Source organism: Prevotella rectalis (genome assembly GCF_900607215.1).
Lineage (GTDB): Bacteria > Bacteroidota > Bacteroidia > Bacteroidales > Bacteroidaceae > Prevotella > Prevotella brunnea.
In genome coordinates this window covers 813,935-832,959 of sequence record NZ_LR027822.1, presented here as the reverse complement: position 1 = coordinate 832,959, position 19,025 = coordinate 813,935, and the positions used below count along the sequence as shown (strand labels likewise).

Genomic DNA, 19,025 nt, shown 5'->3' with positions numbered 1-19,025 from the left:
CGTTTTGTGTATGGTAGCCGTACCCGAATATACTTGTTTATAGGGCAGGAAATAGGCTACAGCAAAAAGGCAGAGCAACACCATTCCGATGGCGGTAATGCCATAACGGATAAGCGAGGAGGGTATCTGTCCCACGATACTACGAACTTTTTCGCTACGCAGTTCAAAGCTTCGTTCTGGTTTCTTTTCTTCTTCCATATTAGTTGCCAAGTTCTAATTGATTCTTTACTAAGGCAAAATATTTACCACGTTTAGCAGTCAGTTCCTCGTGTGTACCTACCTCTACAATTTTACCTTCATCCAAAACTACAATTTGGTCGGCATCGCGAACAGTGGAAAGGCGGTGTGCCACTACTACAACTGTTTTTCCCTTGTAGAACTCCGAGAGGTTTTCTGTAATGGCTCGTTCATTGTTGGCATCGAGGGCATTGGTCGCTTCATCCAGAAAGACAAACATTGGATTCTTATAGACTACCCTTGCTATCAAAATGCGTTGTCGTTGTCCCTGACTGATGCCCTGTCCGTCCTGTCCTATCATCGTGTTGTAAGCCAAAGGCAGGGCTTCGATGTAGTCAGCGATGTTTGCCACACGGGCAGCATGGCGGATACGTTCGATGTCGGGCTCATCGTCAGATATTGCGATGTTTCTCGCAATGGTATCGGAGAAGAGATATCCCTCCTGCATCACCGCACCGCATTGGCTTCGCCACCAGCCGAGGTTGTATTCACTCAAATTGGCATTGCCTATCTCGATGTTTCCATTCAGTGGCTCATAGAATCCCAAAAGGAGTTTTACGAGCGTTGTCTTTCCGCTTCCACTCGCTCCCACGATTGCCGTTACCTTGCCGTTGGGAATAGAGAGGTTGATATTCGATAGAATATCTTTCGGACTGTAGATATCATATTTGAAGGATAGGTCTTTTATCGTGAGGGAATGTCCTTTGGTGGTCTTGTCCGTATAGGCGGTACGTGTCCGTTCGACATTTTCCTCGTTGGTCTCGGTGTGGATTTCGTTCATGCGGTCAAGGCTGATGCTTACGTCTTGCCATGAGTAGATAAACTGAATAAGTTGTTCCACAGGGCTGTTGAGCTGTCCGATGATGTACTGCACCGCCAGCATCATACCGAGCGTCATATTTCCGTGTATCACGGCAGTGGCGGCAAGAACGGTAATGAGGATGTTCTTTACCTCGTTGATGGTGATGCTTCCTGCCTGTTGTATCTGCTGCAGGTTCAAGGATTGCAGATTGACCTTGAACAGGTCGGCTTGTACGTCCTCCCATTCCCAACGTTTGCGCTGCTCGCATCCCTGCAGCTTGATTTCCTGCATACCGCCAATGAGCTGGTAGGTTACATTACGGTTGCGTCCAGCCTGCTCGAAGTATTTATAGTCGAGCTGTCTGCGTTTTTTGAGGAAGAGGATGATCCAGCCTGCGTAAAGCGATGTCCCAAACAAGAAGACAAGGAAGATGCCGAGATTATAGACTGCAAGAACGACACCGAAGACCAGAAATGTGAAGAAAGAGAAGAGTAGGCTCAGACTGCTTGAGGTAAGAAACTGCTCAACACGTCGATGGTCTTCAATGCGTTGCAAAAGGTCGCCCATCAGCTTGGTATCGAAGAACTTCATCGGTAACTTCATCAGTTTAATAAAGAAATCCGAGATAAGCGAGATATTGATACGGGTGGAGATGTGCAGGAGTATCTTTGAGCGGATAAAGTCAATGGCTGTTCGACTGAAGAGGAGCGTCATTTCAGCTAGCAGCACCAACCATACGAACCCGATATCCTTTCCTCCGATACCCGTATCAACGATGGCTTGGGTGAGGAAAGGGAAGACTAGTTGCAGAAGCGAGCCGAGCAACAGACCGAGTATCAATTGCGTGAAAAAACGCTTGTACTTCTTGAGATAGCTCCAAAGAAATCTCACTCGGTTTTGAGTCGGTACTGTTTCTATTTCATTTTGAGCATAGAATTGTTCTGTCGGCTCGAGGAGCAGTACAATACCTTTTTCTTCACCGTTTGTCTTGGTACTAACCCAATGCTCGCAGAATTCCTCCTTGGTATAGGTTACTAATCCTTTTCCTGGGTCTGCCACATAAATAGTGTATCCCCCTTGCTTATGTTTCTTTATCTTATAGACAACGATAAAGTGATTTTGGCTCCAATGAACAATGCAAGGCAACGGGACTTCAGACGTAAGTGTAGAGAAGCTTAAACGACCTCCAATAGTCTTAAATCCTAGCATTTCTGCTGCCTTACTAATACCAAGCAAAGAAACACCCTCTCGATTTAATGCACAAATTTTTCTAATTGAATTAATATTAAAATTGTGACCATAATGCTTAACTATCATTGCTAAGCAAGATGGTCCACAATCTTTTGCATCACGTTGTCTAACTAAGGCGTACATTTATGATAGTATAAAACCAGACTAAAATTTAAATATTAAATTATGAGAATATTCTCTCTACAAATTCAATCGTTTCTGATTACCTTCATTGGTGTTCAATCTTCTAAATGTGTCCTTAAATCCATTGAATGTGTATTTAACGGTCAATAAAAGAAAGCGACTATCGAAATCTGGAGTCGTTTGTACTTTAATATTATCTATGAATACATTTGTTTTTGATACAGACTTATGTAATAAGTCATTACCTCTCAAGATAATTTGTAAACGATTATCCTTGAAGAAATTTTGCCGTATCCAAAAAGATAAACCATACTTAGGTGATTCTAATACTCCCAAGAAACCATTTTTTGAAGAGTAAGACAAATCTATAGATGCCATCATTTGTTTAGTAATGTCAAATTGATTGACCATGGTAAATGTAATCTTTGAATTTCTAGGTGCATAAGTATCTAAGTATTTGAACTTTGTTGGAATATAACGAAATGAAGCATTATAGGCAAATCTATATATTCCGAATTTATCTGAATAACTTGCATTAAACAACCATGTATTGTAATCTACATTGATGGGGGAATTCAATAGAGCATCATTTAATTCAGGACTTTTAGTGAATTTCCACAAAACAGCATTAGCGTCATGTATGTATCTTCCCTGCAATACAAATTTATTCTTCCATACTATGGATAAGGAATAAATATATCTATCATTAGATTTAAGAGATGAATTACCTTTTTCGAATAAATAAGGATTTATATAATGCAAAAGAGGGGAAATATCCCTAAACATTGGTCGTGAATTCTGTGTAATAATACTTCCAATGAATAGCAATTCGGAATTTATCTGCCATTGAGCTGTTATGCGAGGAAAGAGCTTAAAGTATGTATCAGTAATACTATTTGTTTTATTTTGCTCATATTTGGAATGAAAAATGCTTCCTCTTACCCCTGCGGTGATGAAGAGTTTATCCCATTTTTGATTTATAGTTGCAAACAAACTGAGTTCATCGTCTTGAAGATTACTCGTTATATTGTAGAATGGAGTCGTATTATTCTCAAAAATATAATTTGAATAGCCTTTGTTCAGAATAGAATTTCCTTGAAAGCCCGTATTTAGAGAGAAACCCTTTTTCGAGTTGTAGTCGTACTCTATCTTTGTATTAAATGCTTTGTAGTCATTTTCACCATTTATCCAAGAACGATTTTTACTATTTGATACTAGATCTATCTCCGATTTCGTTTTAGCGTATAAGTAACCGGCAGAAACAGAAAGTTGTTGTTTATCTGTCATTGTATAATTTACCAGCAAATCAGCATTGGTAGAAATATTATAGCCACTTTCATCTTGATGAGTGTTGGAATTTAGTGTATTTATACCATTTTCATAACTATACTCATCTCCTTGGCTCTTAGCTTTCTTATTGGAGATATTTACATCACCTTGAAATGTTATATCAAATTTTTGATTGGGTCTGTAACTGAAGCTTTCGGTAATATGGTGGGCTGGCTTTGAAAGAATCTCATTGTTGTAAGAGATGGAAGACCGCTCCATCTTTCCTTTAGGGGTTAATATATCGTATTGATTGGTTCCTGTATTATCTTCATTGAGGTGTGAAAAATTATAAGACAAGAAATTATCCCATTTCTTTTTTGATAAGGAAATTCTCAAAACATCCTCTTCTGTGTAGCGCCGTCCGAACAAAGAATTATGTTCCACCTGTGCAGAAAAGTAATCTGTTAATTGTTGGTTTGTTGTAATAGAAATAATACAACCATATTGAGCCGAATATTTAGCTGGTGGATAGTAATTAACATTTACCGTTTTTATTTGTTCAGGACGGAGCGCACTGATTCTGTCGTATGATTTTTGTTCTACTCCATTCAATATATACAAAGGCGTGCCTCCTGATATAGGTACAACTTTTCCACCGGTCTCCAACATTCCTGGAAGAAAAGCAAGAATATCTGCAACTTCGGGTAATTTTTTTAAATCTGATTTTGAGACATCTATTTCAAATGTTCCTTCTGAAACTTTATAAACTGCTCTTTTCCCTTTAACTATAACTTCTTGCAACGTGTTGGAATTTGGTTCTAATTGAATAACAGTAGGAAGAGGAATCGAAACTCGTGCTTGTTTATACCCCATAAACCTGACAACAATAAATTTACCATCAGTTCCTTCTTTGCTTATATTGAATATTCCTTTTGGATCGGTAGTTGTACTTTTTAAAATTTCTCCTTCTTCTGTAATCAATAGCACGGTGGCATAGGGTAAAGGCTCTTGTGTCTCATCAACTACGGTAGCTGATAATATCAATGTGTCTTGAGCTATTATTACTGCTTGAGATTGCAAGCAGAAAATGAAAATGAGAACTAAATAACGAAACATCGCAAATGTTATAAAAAAATGGTTCTACTGTAATTAGTGTGAGTTAACATATGTCTAGACCACCACAGAAGAATAGAATCGCTATCCGATAGCGTTCGGCAGTACCATATCCTCTGCCGATGGTCTTGATTTCTTCATACTGACTACAAAGATACGAATTTCGTGCCGCTTAATGCGGGATACGGCATATTAATTCACACTAAATCCCGCAGAACCAAAAAAATAAAATGTCTGACTATGATAAGAAAAAACATAGTCAGACACAGAAACTCTTAAGGTCTCGTTGTTACTTTGTCAATGATGACACTTCCATCATCCTTAATCGTTGTTGTAATGGTTGTTGTTGAACCATCTGCATTGATAATGGTTTTAGTTGCAGTTACATCACCGCCACCATTGATAAAACCCATTTCGTCTTTTGAAAAGACTTCTAAAGCTAATGTTTTCATAACTAAACAGAATAAAGTTTATACTTGGCTCGGTAATCTCCGAACCATTAATTAAGTTGAATGCCAGAGTTTAGCATGGTGTGCATATCTAACATCCAATGGCAAAATTACAAAAACAAAACGAGAAAAACAAATTTATACCACGATATTTTGTAATTTTCATTGTTTTGTGTCGTTTTTCATAATGAAATGACTATCTTTGCAACTATAAATCAAATGTTCTTTGAGGTAATGCAGAATAAAGAATTGGAAAGAAACTCGCTCGTTTCCATCTCGTAACCCATTTTCCCTTTATTCTTTCTTAGTTTGTTGATTATCTGAAAGATACAAATTTCTTGAATCTTTTGCGCGCATAGTCCGTGGCGATGAGCATCTTCGCCTTTTCTTCCGTTTCCGAAAGCGGCAGCCTGCCCAACAAGGTGGCATCGCCCGTCTTGGCGAACTGCATCAGTTTCTGTATGAAGTCCTCCTGTTCCGGCGTGGGCGGTATATGGTGCAGTATCTCGTTCTTGGCAGGACGGTCAACGCCCACATCCTCCGCCGTGCGGTAGTCCGTGATTTCATTATAGAAGGCGGCAAGCTCCGGCACTTTGATGAAGTAGCGGAAACGCTCCTTCTGGACCACATTGTTCGTCACGTTAAATTCAAAATCCGTCGTCTTCTTGGCAAATATCGCCGCCCAAGCGTCGAAACACCTTATGTCCTGCCGTTCCAGCTCCTTCGGGCGCAGGTACTTGAACAGCAGGTACAATTCAGTCAGTGAGTTGCTGATAGTCGTGCCGGAGAGGAAGGTCGCACCCAAGTCTTTTCCTGTGCGCTCCTGTATGGTGCGTATGGCAAAGAGCATGTTAAGTGCCTTCTGGCTTCCCTCGCTGTTTCCCAATCCCGCCACACGGTCGTGGCGCGTGTTGAAAGTCAGATTCTTGAACTGGTGGCTCTCATCTATGAAGATGTGGTCGATGCCCATCTGCTTGAAATCCACCACGTCGTCCGTGCGTGACTTTATGGCGTGTTCCACCTTCTCCAGCTTCGCTTCAAGGTTGTGCTTGCGCTTCTCCAATCCTTTCAGCATCGCCCGCGACACGTTCTTTCCCTGCTGCCGTAGCACTTCGAGGTTTTCCTCCACCGTGTCAAGCTCTGCTTGCAGGATGCGCTGCTGCAATTCCGGCGACTGCGGTATCTTGCCGAACTGGTCGTGCGACATGATGACGCAATCGTAGTCGTTGTTCTTTATATTATTGAAGAAGCGCACACGGTTGGCGGTCGAAAAGTCCTTCTCCGAAGCGTACAGAATACGTGCGTTGGGATATGCCGCCTGATAGGTGGCTGCAATCTCCGCAACGTTGGCTTTCAGCCCGATAATCATCGGCTTGTGTGCCAAATTCAGACGCTTCATCTCATGCGCGGCGATGCACATTATCAGCGTCTTACCGGTTCCCACCTCGTGGTCGCAAATTCCGCCGCCGTTCTGTTTCAACATCCAGACGCAATCCATCTGTGAGGGATAGACGCTCTTGATACCCCGGCTTGCCAGCCCTTTCAGGTTGAGGTCGGGAAAGGTCTGATGGGAGCCGTCGTAGCGCGGGCGCACGAAACAGTTGAACTTGCGGTTATACATCGTCACAAGCCGCTCCTTGAACTGCGGCGACTGCTCTTCGAGCCATTCGGAGAAGCCGTTTCGTATCTCGTCAATCTTGGCGTTGGCGAGTTGTATTCCCTCGCTGTCGCGCATCTTGATGTCGTTGCCATGCTCGTCCTTGCCGATGGACTTCATCATGTCAGGGCAGGTGTTGTGCAGGGCGTGTTTTAGGAGGTGCATACCGTCATAGTTCCGGTAATACCCCTTCACCAGAAACTCGTCCGTGATTTTCATGGTGCGGTAGCCGCACACCACCGAAAACTCGTCCATGCTTGCGGAATAGGCGATTTTCACCTCCGTGTCGAACAGCCGGCTCATGTAGGCGGCATAGACACCCGTCGGAATCCAGCGTTCCCCGAAATTGAAGTCCAGATCCTCGAAGGCGATGCGCTGCGGCTCGGCATCTTTCAGAGCCTCCAACGCCTGCTTCACCTCCGGCATACGCTCATTTTCGGGATTGTCACCCATCCATGCCTCTATGCGTTCCGCTTTCTCTATGACATTTCCGGCGATGAAACGGTCTTTGATTTCGTAACCGGTCACGAGCGGATTGTAGTAGATGCGCCCTTGCAGGGCAGTGAGCAAATCCTCCGCCGTGCTGTCGGTTATCTCCCGCATATAGTCGAGATTGACCGTACCATATTTGTTGAGCGACGCAGACAGGGCTTCTTCGGGAGAGCCTACGTTGGCATGGCTCTCCACCGCGAAGGAAACAGGATGCTCGAAGATGTCCGCCTTGACGAACTTTCCGTTTTCCATCCGTTCCAGCGAAAGGATGTCGCGCCCGCCCGCATCCATCATCACTAACTTCACGTTCTGCTTGGCGTTGAGGTTGCCGTAGCGCATGACAAACTCATCGTAACAGGTATTCAGATGCTCTCGCCACGGAACATTTGCCTCGCGCCGGAGCGATTCATAACGGTACAGACGCTCGTAGGCGTCACGCAGCGACACATACAACAACGCCTTTTCCTTCTGGTATCCTTTCAGGTCGAGCGGCTGGAATGTCGCCCCGTATGGCGTGATGTCTTTCAGGTAGCCGATGTTATGACGCCCCCGGTCAGCCACCAGCGACCCTTCGCGCAGGTGCATCTCCGGCGTGCGGTGGTAGGCACGCGGAGAAAGGTCCACGACTTCCTCCTTCGGCTTTTCCGCTTCGATGTCGGGGAAAAGGAAAGTCCCCACCGCTTCCGATGGGGTATCTGTAACGGCAGGTGCGGCGACTGCCTCCGGCTGTGTTTCCTCCTGTCGTGGCTGCTCACGGGAAGTTTCCGGCACGGCTTTCACTTCCGTCTTTTCCGCCACTTGTTTCTCGTTATGCTGCCTTGCCAGTTCCCGAAGTTCTTTCCTACGCTCCGGCGTCAAACCCATCATCATTTCATAGAAACCGTTGATGGGAGGATTGGTATCCCAGTCCAGTGTGGCATAGATGTCGTCCGGGTCGGCAGGCTTGGCGGTGTTCTCCGCTTTCACCTCCTTATTCTCCATTGCGGGTTTTGCAGTTGGAGCTGTCGGTGTAACCGTGACTTTCGGTTTGGGCGGAGTGGACTTTGCCGTAACTGCCTTTTTCACCGTCTTTTTCTTTTTGGAGGTTTTCGGTTGGCTGACCTCTTCCGTCATCCCCCAGAGGTCAAGCAGGGTGAGCTGCACGCCTGCGGAATATTGCGGGCGCGGTTCTATCTCCGGCTTTTCATCTGCGGGTTGCGGCTTTTCTGTCGGAGTTTCCACCGTCTGCGCCGAGGATACTGTTTCCAATTTTATGGCAGGACGCTCTACTTTATTTTGAACGGCAACTTTTTCTTCCGTTCCTGCCTGCCGGATTGAACCCGAATACAAGCGCATGGCAAGCCTGTAATGGAAATCCTCGTCGAGCATACGGCGCAAATCCCCGGCGATGCCTGCTGCCTTGCCCTCGTGCAGATAAACCATAGCGGGCTTCCCGTAGGGGTCTGTGTCAAGTTTCGCCATCGTATGCACGATGCGTTCCGGGTGGTGGATGAAATAGGCGTTGTCGGTCAGGGCGGTTTTCGTGTCCGTCTGTATCACGGTCATCAGCCGCTCGTCCTGCGACATTTCCTTCTTGCTGAGGTTCTTTTGCAGGACAATCAGGTCACTGCCCACCTCCGTGCCCGCGTTGTCCGTGAACAGGTTGTTGGGCAGGCGTATCGCGGATACCAGATTGGCCTGACTGAACAGCTCGTTACGCACGGAGGTCTTGGTGCTATTCAATACCCCTTGCGAGGTGATGAACGCCACGATACCGCCGTCACGCACGGCATCCAGTCCTTTGAGAAAGAAATAGTTGTGGATGGTTTTCTGGGCGGAGCGTCTGCCGAAAGAGTCGCTCCGCTGAAACTCCGCGTCGAACACGGCAATGTCACCGAACGGAATGTTGGACACCGCCAAGTCGAAATAATTGTTGAACGGTCTTTCGATTTTCTCAAAACCGCAGGTGCGCATTTTCTGGTCGGGATAGAGATGCCTCAAGATTGTACCCGTGAGCAGATCCTTCTCGAAAGCCATCACATCCGCATTGGGGCTGTGCCGCAGCATGGAATCCACGAACACGCCGACACCTGCCGACGGTTCGAGCATACGGGCGGGGCGGACGCTGTAATCTGCCAGCACGTCCGCGATGGTGTCGGTTATCTCTTTGGGGGTGTAGAAAGCGGTCAGCACGGACGCTTTCAGCGAATCCACAAACCGCTTGTACTCTGTTTCGTCCTTGCTGTTCTCACGGATAAGCCTGTGCAGCTCCACCGTCGGGGCGAACAGTTCGAGGTCGGATTTCGCCCACCGGACGGCATCCGTCAGTTCCTTTGCAGGGTTGAGGATACATTTCAGACCGCCGAAACCGCAGTACCTTTGAAGTATGGCACGCTCTTCGGTTGTCGCTGTCCTATTTTCCCTGTCAAGGATGAATGCCGTCCGTATCGCCTCGATGTTGTCCCGCAGTTTCTGTTTGCGGTTAAACGCCATATTCGTCTAAGTAAAGGACGGTTGCTCCCGTCAGCTCCGTGTAGAGCAGGTCGTAATCGGAAGACAGGGCGAAATTGTCATCCGAGAGGTCATAGACGGAGAACACGTTGCCGACAAGCGGCAGCAGTTTCAGGACAAAGGCTTCACGCTTCTCTTCCGGCACTTCATCGGCAAACTCGTTTTCCACGACTTCGCGGAGGATGGCGTAACGGGAATAATGCAGCCCGCGCAGCAGCGTGTCCATCGCCAGTTCCTGCGCACCATCGGCGGGATAGCCTTCAAGCCGTGCCCTCTCATACGTTTCGGCGGCACGGTCGGCCCGTTCCCGTATGAAAGCGGTGTCGTCAGCCTGTTCAAACTTGTTCGTGCGGAGATAGTCCAGCAGGTACAGACCGTAATAGGAAAAGTCGGTCTGACCCTCGTTTTTCTTCTTGTTGTTCATTACTTTGGATTTAGCGGATTGATAATTAACGGGATAATCGGTTGGAAAAAGGAAGAAAAAGGCACTCGGTATCCCTCCGAGTGCCACCACTAAATCCAAAGTATGAGTGTAATCCGGTATCGAAGAACAATTCATTACTCTGAACAAGTGGCAAAGTTAATACTATTTCTTCCGTCCTGAAAATTTCTTGTCCTTTTTAGCCTCCGGGAACACAAAAGTCGTGTTATATTCCCCGTCAAAGGCGACAACAGCATCGAAACTCTTGCCCTGTTTGCTCTTGAACCCTTTGAGCAGCTTGGTATGCCCTTCGGTGAGCAGGTCTTTGATTTCATCGTCGGACAGGGTGCGTCCCGCTTTCAGCCGGAACACGGGCAGTCCGCACTCCGTGTTGTCGCAGCGTACCACCTTGCCGTAGAACCGCATCCTGCCCGTGCCACACTTGGGACACGCGCAGCCGGAGTCACGGCTGCCGAAGAGCTTGTCGCACGAGATCAGTTCGGAGGTTATCTCACGTGTGTACGCCTCTATCTCCTTGCGGAAGGTGTCGTCGGACAGTTCCCCGCGCTCGATACGCGCCAGCTCCTTTTCCCATTCGCCCGTCATGGCAACATCGGCGATGCGCATCGTCTTGACGACGGAATTGAGGGCAAGTCCTTTTTCGGTGGGAACAAGCGACTTCTTGCAGCGTTCCATGTAACCGCGCTTGAAAAGCGTTTCGATGATGGAGGCGCGTGTGGCGGGAGTACCGATGCCACAGTCCTTCATCGCCTGCCGCAGTGCGTCGTCCTCAATTTCCTTGCCCGCCGTTTCCATTGCCGAGAGCAGGGTGGCTTCGGTATGCAGCGGCTTGGGTTTGGTCTTTCCTTCGGTAATGGACGAGCCTTTCGGTGTCAGCGTGTCGCCTTCCTGCCAGCCGGGGATGGTAATTTCCTCTTTTTCCTCGCCATAGACGGCACGCCATCCGGTTTGCTTCACGACGCTGCCTTTTACGGTAAACTCCACTCCGGCACATTCCGCCGTGACAGTGGTCACATCCTTGACGCATTTCTCAGAGAATGCCTCGACCATGCGCCCGGCAATCATCTGATAGATGGTATTGTCCTCTTTGGAGAGGAAGAGCGGTTTCTCACCCGTGACGAGCAGGGCATGGTGGTCTGTCACCTTGCCGTCGTCCACGCTGCGGCGTGTCGGGGCGGCTTTTGCCCGCACCTTGTCTTTCCATTCGGGCTGTGTGCCGATGAAAGCGAGCAGTTTGGGAATTTCGGCAAACACGTCTTCGGGGATGTAGCGGCTTCCCGTTCTCGGATAGGTTATCAACTTCTTTTCGTAGAGTTTCTGCGCGATTTCAAGCGTCTGTTCCGCCGTGAAGCCGTGCTTGGCGTTGGCTTCTTTCTGGAGCGTGGTCAGGTCGTAGAGCAAGGGAGTTTCCTCCGTCTTCTCCTTGCGCTCGGCTTTCGTGACAGTGGCGCAACCTGCCGCCTTTACCTTATTATATAGTTCCATCGCCGGTTCTTTCTCTTTCCATTTCTCGGAGGATGAGAATTTCACGACTTCGCCGTCGCAACCGTCCGTTGCGATATGGAGCTGCCAGAATGCTTCGGACGTAAAGCGGCGGTTCTCCCAGTAGCGTTCACATACCATAGCCAACGTTGGTGTCTGCACCCGCCCCACGGAATACGTGCCGTGTCCGGCGGCGATGGATAACGCCTGTGTGCCGTTGATGCCCACGAGCCAGTCGGATTCGCTCCGCGCTTTGGCGGCGAGGTAGAGGTTGTCGTATTTGCTGCCGTCTTCGAGTTTCCGCAGTCCCTCGCGGATAGCTTTGTCGGTGAGAGAGCTGATCCACAGGCGCACGAAAGGAGTGGTGCAACCCGTATAGTGGTAGAGGTAGCGGAAGATAAGCTCTCCCTCGCGTCCGGCATCGGTCGCCACGATGATATGTTCGCTTGTGTCGAACAGTCTTTTGATGACTTTTATCTGCGACACCACGCCGCTGTCGGGCTTGTAACCTTTCTCCGTCCTGACCTGACGGGGGACGAGCGTGAATGTGTCGGGAATAATCGGGAGGTTGTCACGGACAAATCCGCGCACGCCGTAGCCGTCGGGCATGGCAAGCTGAACGAGGTGTCCGAATGCCCATGTCACGGCATAACCGCCTCCCTCGAAATATCCTTCCTCTCTCTTTGTCGCGCCCACGATGCGGGCGATTTCACGTGCCACGGAGGGCTTTTCTGCAATGATTGTCTTCATGTCTTCTTCTTTTTTGTTGATACTTTGGATTTTATTTTGGATTCAGTGGCGGACACGGGATTACATTTTCATGCCCTTGCCCGTTTTCTTCTGCGGCTTCTCCTGCTGCTGTTGCTGGCGGGCGTCCTTCGGGTTGGTCTGACCTTTCTGCAACGGCTCTCTCAGATTCTTTGTAGCCTCGTTGGTCTTGCCATCGTTGTTCACCGCCACCTGCGTGCGGCTCTCGTTGGACGGAGCAACCTGCTGTGCATTGTCAGGGTTCGTGTCGTAGCGGTACGGGCGTCCCTTCTCCGGGTTGAACTTGATATACATCGTGGCATGGAAGCCCTGCTTGTCGGTCACGTTCTCCAGCTTCACGGCTTTACCCGCCACATAGTCGGCTTTCTGCTGGTCGGTGAAGCTCACGCCGCTCCATTTGCTGATGGGGCGGATGCTGCCGTCCTCGTTCGTCCACGTGTTGCGGCGTTGCTCCTTCTTGGTCTGTGCGGCATTTTCCCCGCCCTGCGCCTGACTTTTCGATGTGTCGCCTTTGGTTTCCTGTGTCTGTGCGGTACGGGGCGACTTGCCGGTTCCCGGCACGAACTCCACGCCGCGCTGCTCCACGTTCACTTGCAGGGTGGTGACGAACTTTCTGCCGTCGTTGCGCTCGATGAGCTTGTCGCGTACGGGCAGTCCGGCGCGGAGCATGTCCCGCTCCTGCGTGGTGATTTCCGTCTTGCCGATGCGCTCCGGGATGCGCACCCTGCTTGCCGGAATGTCCGTGATTTCATTCGTCTTGCGGTCGATGCTGATGTAGGAGGGGATGATCTCGCCCGTTTCCCTGTCCACAATGTCCACGACCCTACCGAGATTGCCCGTTTCGCGGAGGTTCTTCCGGTCATTGTCGGAGAATTTGTGTTCCTTGTACTCATCCAGCTTCTGCTCCTTGCGGATGAAGTGCGGCACGAGGCTGATGTTTCCCTCACCGTCCTTCTTGAAGGAGAGGCGGGCGTCCAGCTCGAATGATTCGCCGCCGAAGGTCGGTTTGACCTTTACCAAGTCGGACTTGCCATAGTTGAGCATCTTCGTAAGGTCGCCGGACTTTTCAAGGTTGTCCCGCTTTACGCCCCATCTGTCCTCCAGCTCCTGCCAGTTGATTTTACTCTCGTCGATGGGCTGGTAGCCACGTTTGCCCTGCATCTGTTCGGATTTGTCCTGTTGCTGTTCTTTCCGTTGTTCCATGTTCTCCTGTTTTTGAGGTTCTTGTTTCTCTGTCTGTTGTGCTGCCATCTCTTCCTGCACCTTCTTCTCATAGTCGGAGGTGTCCACCTTGTGAGGGGCGAGCAGCTCCTTGTTCGCTTCGGGGTCTTTCAGCAGTTGCTTCATCACCTCTAAGAGATTTTCAGCTTGGTCTGCCGCAATGCGGTAGAAACCGAAGCGGCTGGGTTCCTTGCACTGCCGGAAGAAGTTCTTGAAGAAGTTGTCCAGCACGTCGCCATGTCGGTCGAATTGCAGGAAACTCTGCGCGTTCTCCGCTTTTGCGGGGGTGCGCTTGGGTGTGCCGTCCGCGTTCAGCCCGGCTACCACGCTGATCTCGCCTGTCTTCTCGTCACGGACTACCAGCACGTCCTTTTCGTCTTTTTTCTTTGCCATCTGAAAAATGTTTTAATGGGTTATTTATGAAAGAAATTATGGATACGAGCCTTGTAGAAGGCTATATCTTCCTTTTTGAAGTCCTTGATATGGTTGGAAAGGAATGTCAGCACGTCCTCCTCGCTGTAATAGGTCTTCTTGCCCAGCGTCTTGTAGGGCAATGCGCCTACGCTGCGGTAGCGTTGGAGGGTGCGTTTGCTTATCTGGAGCAACATGCACAAATCCTGATTGTCGAAAAGGCGGATGCTTTCCGTGATAGTGGGCTGTTTCCCCTCAGCCTTCATCGCCAGCAGCAGTTCGTCCTGACGGTCGAGCCGTTCCATCAGCTTCTGCATCCAGCCCTCGAAGTTGTTTCGTGTGAGCAGTTCCATGACCTATGTCCTCCTTCCTTTTGGTTTGCCGCCCGTGCGCAGCGTGTGGTTGTGGAACAGGGTGTCTATTGTCCCTTCCTCGTTCCTTACTGTGTTGTCCTCCAATAGCCGCAGTATCTCGGAAAGGCGGTAGCGGCAGCTTCCGCGTACCACCACATACTCGATACGGTGGTCGGTGCGCATACGCTGCATGGTGCGCTTGCTCACGTTGAGCATCTTCGCCGCCTGTGCCGTGTCAAGCAGCTTGTCTTCGGTTTCCCGCTTCCGTTTCTTCTCGTCCCTTGCCTCGCGGATGTACCCTGCGATGTTCGCAATCTGCGCCATCATCTCCTTGTAGGCGGAACTTTCCATTGTTATCACTTTCATGTTCAGTCCTTTCTTTTTGTTTCTGCGACAAAATTCGGCAATAAACAAAAGGGGCTTTAACAACTCACTACGTGACTCACGTAAGATTTTTGCGGAAGATGGCTCCGTAACCCGGTCAAACGGCGCAACAGGCAGCCTTTCAGCGGAAAACGATACGTCTTGTATGCCGTTTCGTTACCTTTGCGGCAAACTCTAAATGACATGAATATGGAAATAGTATCTATCGAGAAAAAGACTTTCGAGATGATGGTGGCGGCATTCGGCGCACTCTCGGAGAAGGTCGCCGCCCTGAGGCGCAAAAGCGACACGGGGCGCATGGAAAGATGGCTCACGGGCGAGGAGGTCTGCGGGCAGTTGAGAATAAGCCCGCGCACGTTGCAGACGCTGCGTGACAGGCGGCTTATCGGCTACTCGCAGATAAACCGCAGGTTCTATTACAAGCCAGAGGAGGTGAAGCGGCTGATACCGCTTGTCGGCACGCTCTATCCGCACGGCAGATGATTTGATTTATTCACCCACTGAATCCGAAGTTATGATGAACGAGAACAACGATGTTTTTACGATGGAAGACGAGCCGATAGCCTCTGTGGTGCAGGATATGCGCAAAGGCTCGAAATGGCTGTCCGCATTTCTGGAAAGCTACCGTCCTCCGCTGGACGGGGAACGTTACCTGACGGACGGCGAGGTGTCGGAACTGCTCCGTGTGAGCCGGCGCACCTTGCAGGAATACCGCAACAACCGCGTGTTGCCCTTCATACTTTTGGGAGGGAAGGTGCTTTACCCGGAAACGGGGCTGCGCGGGGTACTGGAAGCGAACTACCGCAAGCCGCTGGAGTGAGGCGGTTTCATGAAAAAGTAAACGGGTGACACCTTTTGTGGTGCTACCCGTTTACTTGTCTTATGGGGTATGTGCAATCAGCAATACCCGGCTTTTCCGTTCTGTATGAACATCACGTATGTCTGCCGTTTCTCTTGTGAGAGTGCCTTTCCCACCAGCCATGTGCGGAACAGGTGGGTGTTGTAGGTATTCACCCTGAAAGCGACCGGGATGATGATTTCAAGGGCGTACACGTCCGCGTGCAGCCCGTTTTCAAGCTGCATGTAGCGGCACACCTCGTAGTCGTTCAGCACGTCCGACTTGCGGACGGCTCTGATGGCGGCGTTCACTGCCGGGACGGTCGTATGGAACAATCCGGCTATTTCGGTGGCGGTCATCCACACGTCGTTACCGGTTACGCTGACTGCCTTGTCCTCGATGATGATTGTGTCACGTTTCATGGCTTTTCTTTTTAGATGGTGCAACCTGCAAATTCCTCGACGCCGTTCAATCTTGCGGCAAGGTTCTCCATGTCCTGATTGAGCTTCTCTTTGGTTATCTTTGCGTAAATCTGCGTCGTCTTTATGCTCTTGTGTCCGAGCATGGAGCTGACCGTTTCGATGGGAACACCGTTGGAGAGGAATATCGTCGTGGCTGCCGTGTGGCGGCTCTGATGCCACGTGATATGCTTGGTGATGCCGCAACGCTTGGCGACGGCACGGATACCGGCAAGGCACGTGTTATAATGCGGAACGGGAAATATCCTGCCGTCCCCGCACAGTCCCCGGTATTTGCCGATTATGCGGTTGGCGATGTCGAGCAGGCGGATGTTGGACACCACGCCCGTTTTCTGGCGGTTGATGTTTATCCACTCGTGTTCGTCGAAGTAGGTGCGGATATTCTCTTCCGTAAGGTTGCGCATATCCGCGAACGACAGCCCCGTGAAGGCGCAGAACAGGTAGAGGTCGCGGTACAATTCCTGTTTGGCGTTTTTCAGTTTCCCCTCCATCAGCAGGCGGATCTCATCTTTGGTCAGGAAACTGCGTGTTGTTTCCTCCTTCTTGATTTCATACTCGCGGAACGGGTCGCGCGTCAGCCACTCGTTGTTGATGGCGATGAATACCATCGTCCGTAACGGGCAGACGTACAGCCACACGGTATTGGTGCAGCAGTGCTTGTCCGTGCGCAGGAACATCTCGAAGTCGGAGATGAAAGCCGGGGTAAGCTCTTTTAGGGCGATGTCCTTCACATGGTAGCGGATGTCGAGGAACTCTTGCATGTGCTTGTAAACGGTGCGGTACTTCAGCAGCGTGCCTTTGGCTTTCATGCCTGCCTCCACCTGCTTCTCGTAGTCCTCGTTGTGCTGGCGGAACACCTGCATCAGCGTGTGGTAGCGGTGTTCCAGTCCGAGAAAGGCGTTCTTCACCTTCTCCGCCGTGACGAAGTTGTCACGCTCCATGATTTCCTGATAATGCCTGTTGATGCGTACCCGCATCTTGTCAAGCATACGGTTCGTTTCGAGTGCCGCCGTGCTTCTGCCCGTGACACGTCCACCTTTGGTGTCCCACAGTTTCGGATCGACAGTCAGTTTGCAGCTGAACTGTGTCTGGCTGCCGTCCACCGTGATGCGTCCCATGACGGGAACTGTCCCGTCCTTTTTCACTACCTGACGCTTGAGGTAGTAGATTACTGAAAATGTACTCTTCATTGTCCTTAATTTTTGGGTTTCAAAATTAGTTGGTGAAGAGTCCGGTGTTGGTACGCAAAACGGGGAGGAACGGCGCAATCTTTTTCCGTAACCTGATTTTTCGCATGAGTTATGGATAACTCACTATTCCTTAGAGCCTTGTTTCGCTATTCGTACCCGTTTGTCGCATTTTCGGGCATGGTTACGAACAAGTAACGTAGCGGCGTCAGGATTTGGCTTCGGCAGGGATTGTAATGGCTTCACGGATTATCGCCACTTCAACCAAAACCCTTGTAACTCAATTCTATCACTATATCTTTCCGCATTTCACTTTTTTGTAGTAACTTTGCAAAAGAAAAGTTTTTAATAAAAGGATAAGGATAATGAAAGTAGCAATTGTTGGAGCCAGTGGAGCTGTGGGGCAGGAGCTTCTCGGCATCTTGGAAGAGAGAAATTTTCCGCTCGACGATATTGTGCTTTTTGGCTCAAAACGTTCGGCAGGTCGCAAATACACATTCAGGGGTAAGGAATACGAGGTGAAAGAACTTCGCCACAACGATGACTTTAAGGATGTGAACATAGCTTTCACCAGTGCCGGCGGCAGCACATCGGCGGAGTTTGCAGAAACCATAACCAAGTATGGTGCGGTGATGATCGATAATTCCAGCCAGTTTCGCATGGATGCCGATGTGCCATTGGTGGTACCGGAGATTAACGCGGAGGATGCTTTGAACCATCCACGCGGCATCATTGCCAACCCCAACTGTACCACCATCATGATGGTAGTGGCGCTGAATCCCATCGAGCGACTCAGCCACATCAGAAAAGTGCGCGTGAGCAGCTATCAGAGTGCTTCCGGAGCGGGTGCGGCTGCCATGAGCGAACTGCAACAGCAATATAAGGAATTGGTGGAGGACGGAAAGGTGAAGACTGTGGAAAAATTCCCACATCAGTTGGCTTACAACGTCATTCCGCAAATTGACAAGATGACCGATACCGACTATACGAAGGAAGAGATGAAGATGTATTACGAAACACAAAAAATCATGCATTCGGATGTACGCACGGCAGCCACATGCGTTCGCGTTTCCTCTCTTCGCAGTCATTCGGAAGCCGTTTGGTTGGAAACCGAAGCTCCTTTGGAAGTGGAAGCGGTTCGCAAGGTTCTTGAAGCAGCTCCCGGCGTAACTCTTGTGGATGACCCACAACATTACGTCTATCCCATGCCACTCGAAAGCGCAGGCAAAGACGATGTCTATGTGGGGCGCGTGCGCAAGGACTTGGCAGCGGAAAACGGCATCACGCTTTGGCTTACGGGCGACCAAATAAGGAAAGGTGCGGCACTGAACGCAGTTCAGATAGCCGAATATTTGCTCAAATCCGGAAAGTAAGTGCAGAACTTCTTTTGAGTTTACAACACTGTGGATTTAATCGGGCTCGTGGCGATTCGGCTATGAGCCTTTTTCCTGTAAAATTTTATGGTTCTGAATGGAGTTGGTTTCAGCCCTTCAAAACAGGATAACGTGCTTGATTAATCACCGTTTTATACCTGTTTGTAACTATCAGATGTTCAAGGTCTTAGCGAGGTGCTTTTA

At 49.4% G+C, this 19,025-nt stretch carries 13 protein-coding genes and 2 pseudogenes; 3 read left to right on the top strand and 12 right to left on the bottom strand.

Annotation, left to right across the window (positions count from 1 at the left end; all coding sequences use genetic code 11):
- The 10 genes and pseudogenes from E0E16_RS13985 to E0E16_RS11745 all read right to left on the bottom strand — a co-directional run.
- Positions 1-198: pseudogene (locus E0E16_RS13985) on the bottom strand (hypothetical protein); the annotation flags it as partial.
- Between the two features lies 1 nt (position 199).
- Entirely contained in the window at positions 200-2,413 is a 2,214-nt protein-coding gene (locus E0E16_RS11780) for a peptidase domain-containing ABC transporter (RefSeq protein ID WP_130830437.1), read from the bottom strand.
- A 57-nt stretch (positions 2,414-2,470) separates the two neighbouring features.
- Positions 2,471-4,798: an outer membrane beta-barrel protein gene (locus E0E16_RS11775; protein WP_130830436.1), complete on the bottom strand. Its 2,328-nt coding sequence runs from the start codon at positions 4,796-4,798 to the stop codon at positions 2,471-2,473.
- 272 nt (positions 4,799-5,070) lie between these two features.
- On the bottom strand, positions 5,071-5,247 hold the full coding sequence (locus E0E16_RS13710) for a hypothetical protein (RefSeq protein ID WP_165444231.1): 177 nt from the start codon (positions 5,245-5,247) through the stop codon (positions 5,071-5,073).
- Between the two features lie 343 nt (positions 5,248-5,590).
- A pseudogene (locus E0E16_RS11770) lies at positions 5,591-9,865 on the bottom strand (helicase-like domain-containing protein); the annotation flags it as partial.
- Positions 9,855-10,442 (bottom strand): DUF1896 domain-containing protein, encoded by a 588-nt coding sequence (locus E0E16_RS11765; RefSeq protein WP_004291461.1) that lies wholly within the window; start codon positions 10,440-10,442, stop codon positions 9,855-9,857. The gene E0E16_RS11765 and the pseudogene E0E16_RS11770, both read right to left, overlap by 11 nt.
- A gap of 27 nt (positions 10,443-10,469) precedes the next feature.
- Positions 10,470-12,557, bottom strand: coding sequence for a type IA DNA topoisomerase (locus tag E0E16_RS11760; RefSeq protein WP_004291456.1), 2,088 nt, complete (start codon positions 12,555-12,557; stop codon positions 10,470-10,472).
- Positions 12,558-12,617: 60 nt separating this feature from the next.
- Complete coding sequence (locus tag E0E16_RS11755) at positions 12,618-14,189, bottom strand: DUF3945 domain-containing protein (protein ID WP_004291455.1); 1,572 nt, start codon at positions 14,187-14,189, stop codon at positions 12,618-12,620.
- A gap of 20 nt (positions 14,190-14,209) precedes the next feature.
- Complete coding sequence (locus E0E16_RS11750) at positions 14,210-14,560, bottom strand: helix-turn-helix domain-containing protein (protein ID WP_004291454.1); 351 nt, start codon at positions 14,558-14,560, stop codon at positions 14,210-14,212.
- Positions 14,561-14,563: 3 nt separating this feature from the next.
- A complete protein-coding gene (locus tag E0E16_RS11745; protein WP_004291432.1) occupies positions 14,564-14,989 on the bottom strand; it encodes a helix-turn-helix domain-containing protein in 426 nt (141 codons plus the stop codon).
- A 138-nt stretch (positions 14,990-15,127) separates the two neighbouring features.
- Here E0E16_RS11745 and E0E16_RS11735 point away from each other — a divergent pair, with 138 nt between their 5' ends.
- Entirely contained in the window at positions 15,128-15,427 is a 300-nt protein-coding gene (locus E0E16_RS11735; protein ID WP_004291426.1) for a helix-turn-helix domain-containing protein, read from the top strand.
- A 31-nt stretch (positions 15,428-15,458) separates the two neighbouring features.
- The gene (locus E0E16_RS11730) at positions 15,459-15,764 is read left to right on the top strand and encodes a helix-turn-helix domain-containing protein (RefSeq protein WP_004291424.1); all 306 of its coding nucleotides are present in this window, start codon (positions 15,459-15,461) and stop codon (positions 15,762-15,764) included.
- A gap of 77 nt (positions 15,765-15,841) precedes the next feature.
- On the opposite strand, the gene E0E16_RS11725 is transcribed toward E0E16_RS11730, so the two are convergent.
- Positions 15,842-16,204 carry a hypothetical protein gene (locus E0E16_RS11725; RefSeq protein WP_004291423.1) on the bottom strand — a complete coding sequence of 121 codons (363 nt, stop codon included), beginning with the start codon at positions 16,202-16,204 and terminating at the stop codon, positions 15,842-15,844.
- A gap of 11 nt (positions 16,205-16,215) precedes the next feature.
- Positions 16,216-17,451, bottom strand: coding sequence for a site-specific integrase (locus E0E16_RS11720; protein WP_004291422.1), 1,236 nt, complete (start codon positions 17,449-17,451; stop codon positions 16,216-16,218).
- A gap of 362 nt (positions 17,452-17,813) precedes the next feature.
- Between E0E16_RS11720 and E0E16_RS11710 the strand changes: the two genes are divergently transcribed.
- A complete protein-coding gene (locus tag E0E16_RS11710; RefSeq protein ID WP_130830434.1) occupies positions 17,814-18,821 on the top strand; it encodes an aspartate-semialdehyde dehydrogenase in 1,008 nt (335 codons plus the stop codon).
- Positions 18,822-19,025 lie beyond the last annotated feature (204 nt).

Coding starts and splice junctions, on each gene's coding strand:
- E0E16_RS11710 (WP_130830434.1), top strand. CDS start 17,814: ATGAAAGTAGCAATTGTTGGAGCCAGTGGAGCTGTGGGGCAGGAGCTT.
- E0E16_RS11780 (WP_130830437.1), bottom strand. CDS start 2,413: ATGTACGCCTTAGTTAGACAACGTGATGCAAAAGATTGTGGACCATCT.
- E0E16_RS11760 (WP_004291456.1), bottom strand. CDS start 12,557: ATGAAGACAATCATTGCAGAAAAGCCCTCCGTGGCACGTGAAATCGCC.
- E0E16_RS11730 (WP_004291424.1), top strand. CDS start 15,459: ATGATGAACGAGAACAACGATGTTTTTACGATGGAAGACGAGCCGATA.
- E0E16_RS11775 (WP_130830436.1), bottom strand. CDS start 4,798: ATGTTTCGTTATTTAGTTCTCATTTTCATTTTCTGCTTGCAATCTCAA.
- E0E16_RS11765 (WP_004291461.1), bottom strand. CDS start 10,442: ATGAATTGTTCTTCGATACCGGATTACACTCATACTTTGGATTTAGTG.
- E0E16_RS11720 (WP_004291422.1), bottom strand. CDS start 17,451: ATGAAGAGTACATTTTCAGTAATCTACTACCTCAAGCGTCAGGTAGTG.
- E0E16_RS11755 (WP_004291455.1), bottom strand. CDS start 14,189: ATGGCAAAGAAAAAAGACGAAAAGGACGTGCTGGTAGTCCGTGACGAG.
- E0E16_RS13710 (WP_165444231.1), bottom strand. CDS start 5,247: ATGAAAACATTAGCTTTAGAAGTCTTTTCAAAAGACGAAATGGGTTTT.
- E0E16_RS11725 (WP_004291423.1), bottom strand. CDS start 16,204: ATGAAACGTGACACAATCATCATCGAGGACAAGGCAGTCAGCGTAACC.
- E0E16_RS11750 (WP_004291454.1), bottom strand. CDS start 14,560: ATGGAACTGCTCACACGAAACAACTTCGAGGGCTGGATGCAGAAGCTG.
- E0E16_RS11735 (WP_004291426.1), top strand. CDS start 15,128: ATGAATATGGAAATAGTATCTATCGAGAAAAAGACTTTCGAGATGATG.